We start from the raw sequence: 2,503 nt of genomic DNA, 5'->3' as shown, positions 1-2,503 counted from the left end.
TCTTGAATGACCGACACTAAGTGCGAAAGTGTTCTCTTATGACGATAAACATCTCGCTTTACAGGTATCGGTCCTCCAGTCTTAACCCGAATATAATGACGTGTCATCAAAATACCTCTCAGTGATTAGTCACGAATTCAACGACTATACTTGCTTGCCCAGCTTGTACTGTTTTGTCCGCTTTAGCATAGAGAGTGACCTCTTCATCATAAGGGACAAATTCCTTCTGATTGGTGGGCTTAACCTCTTTTACTGCCTGTTGTTTGATTTCCGCTTCACCAAACTCAGTCCCTCCAGCAGTGCTGCCTATTTTGACCTTTGTGTCCGAAAATGCTGTCTTAACAAACACTTTAATCGAAGTAATCAAAGCACCACGAGGTAGCGTACCTATTCTCATAGCGTTTTCTTTATCTTCATAGCTAAAATTAAGCCGCAAAAAGCTTACCTGCTGGGTATGAAGATTTCTCCCTTGCAAGGGCTGTGGTAAATAATCTGCCATGTCTTATCCCCTCAATGATTTGTTACGAATTGCACAACCACAACACACTCACCAGCCGCAGTTGTTTTATCCCGTGTTGCATAAAGGGTCATCTCCTTATCATCTGCAACAAAAGACTTTTGATCTGTTGGCGTAAAATCTTGCGTGCCTTGGGCTTTGATGTCTTTTTCACTGAACTCATTGCCTCCATAGGTGCTGCCTATCTTTAATTTTGCCTCAGAAAACGCGGTCTTGACAAAAGCCTTCATCGAAGTGATCAAAGCGCCACGAGGTAATATCCCTATTTTCGTTGTGAGATGCTTATCTTTATGCGAGATATTCAAACGTAAGAAACTCACCTGTTGGGTGTGAAGATTTCTCCCCTGTAGTGGAGGTGGTAATTGATCTGCCATGTCTTGCTTCCTCCCTATGATTAATTATCAGGTTCACCACTGTAGGTGGGGATAACAATCGTTCCAAAATCTTGCGCTGCTTGAGAGCTATTTGGAAATTTGAAACGGGTTTTCTTCATGCCAATCAGTGTTTTCGCAGACAAACCATAGTAACGTTGATAGTCGAAATGCTCTTCCACCAATTTATAGCGATTGACATTGCGATTATTTCCAAAAGCCATAACGATACTTTGTGCTCCAAGAAAAACAGCACGACGCACACTTTTTTTCGCTGTATGATCGGTAGATTTAACCCCATGAGTGACATGTTCAGATTCACGTAAAATCACACCATTATACATGCCAAGAGAACCATCAAAAATCGGGTTCTTCGCGCGCGAACCCGTATAAGCAGCTTTCTGAATATCAAGCCACTGTCCAGTCTCTGTATTGGTGCGCAATTGCATCACTTGTGTTGGGTGCAAATAGAGAACATAAACACTCTCCCCATTCACACGTACTGGTCGAATTTTGGGATTAGCAAGTTTCGCCATTTTTACAGCTTCGTCAATAAGCTTCAAACTAAAGCTGTGTTTTGGCGCTTCACTGAGATCTTCATCCTTGGTTTTACCATCTGGACGGATAATTCGCTTACTACTTGGTGCCAGAGGTTCATTAAATCCATAATGCACATTCTCGATATCTATCATCCGATCTTCAAAAGAGATTGTCCTTGCTGTATATCCGCAAGCTTGAATGAAAAACATCAAGCTTAAGCGATCTGCATACCAATCAACTAAGCCATCTTTTGCTTCGTCACGCAAATCAAACGTTGTACGTTGTTGCGCTATACTACCTTCATTTTCTACACGAACTGCATGCGAAAGCTCGTCAATATATAGTCTGTCATGAAGGAATTGTAATGCCTCTTCATTCCCCTCAAGCGTCTGTCCTGAGGTAACTCCCCGTCCCAAAAGCTGTGTACGTAAGCTAAATGTAACACAATCCCCTCTGCCCTTCTGTGTTTCAGTTTTAAGTTGAATAATGCTGTTTGAACCCTTGCCTATAAGGGGGGCAATAGGTATCGCCTTTGAAACTTCTGTATTTAATAATTTTGACCACGTGCTTATCGCATGAGGATCATCTGCTCTAACTGTTGTTAATGCCATTGATTTTACCTTTCTTTGCTGTAAAAAAAACCGGCTTAAAAGCCGGACCATAACCCTGCATAAAACAGGCTAATTTCTATAAAAATGCACTCTTAATACCCGTTACCAGCACCATGCAATTGCCGAAAAATTGCTTTATTTTTCGGATTTGATATCCAAGCGTCAAATTCTTCTTCTGACATCCTATCAATGCTTGCTAAAGTGATTGGTCCAACACTGCCCCCTCCACCAGATGCCGTTAAGGTTCTCGCAGAATTCTGCCGGCTTTGAAGCGCAGCAACTTGATTATTCGCTTGTAATGCTTGGTTCTGATAGCCAAGATTTTGCGCTATTCTATAAATCTCTTCTGCCGGATTGAGATCTCTTTGTGCACAAGTCGCTACAAGAGCATGCAATTGATCTCTTATAATCGCATCTATTGTGTTTTGTTGTCCATACTCAGGATAAAGTGATGACCAAGAACT

The 2,503-nt window shown here is 41.7% G+C and carries 3 protein-coding genes and 1 pseudogene; all 4 read right to left on the bottom strand.

Annotation, left to right across the window (positions count from 1 at the left end):
* Positions 1 to 118 precede the first annotated feature (118 nt).
* Entirely contained in the window at positions 119 to 499 is a 381-nt protein-coding gene (locus ACFINZ_RS09355) for a hypothetical protein (RefSeq protein ID WP_375611028.1), read from the bottom strand.
* Positions 500 to 510: 11 nt separating this feature from the next.
* Positions 511 to 891 (bottom strand): hypothetical protein, encoded by a 381-nt coding sequence (locus ACFINZ_RS09350; protein WP_375654097.1) that lies wholly within the window; start codon positions 889 to 891, stop codon positions 511 to 513.
* Positions 892 to 911: 20 nt separating this feature from the next.
* Positions 912 to 2,039 carry a N4-gp56 family major capsid protein gene (locus ACFINZ_RS09345; RefSeq protein ID WP_375635112.1) on the bottom strand — a complete coding sequence of 376 codons (1,128 nt, stop codon included), beginning with the start codon at positions 2,037 to 2,039 and terminating at the stop codon, positions 912 to 914.
* 92 nt (positions 2,040 to 2,131) lie between these two features.
* Positions 2,132 to 2,503: pseudogene (locus ACFINZ_RS09340) on the bottom strand (hypothetical protein); the annotation flags it as partial.

It is taken from the genome of Bartonella sp. AA81SXKL (assembly GCF_042196945.1).
GTDB lineage: Bacteria > Pseudomonadota > Alphaproteobacteria > Rhizobiales > Rhizobiaceae > Bartonella.
Note: the sequence above shows the minus strand (reverse complement) of the source record. Positions and strands in the feature narration are given on the sequence as shown.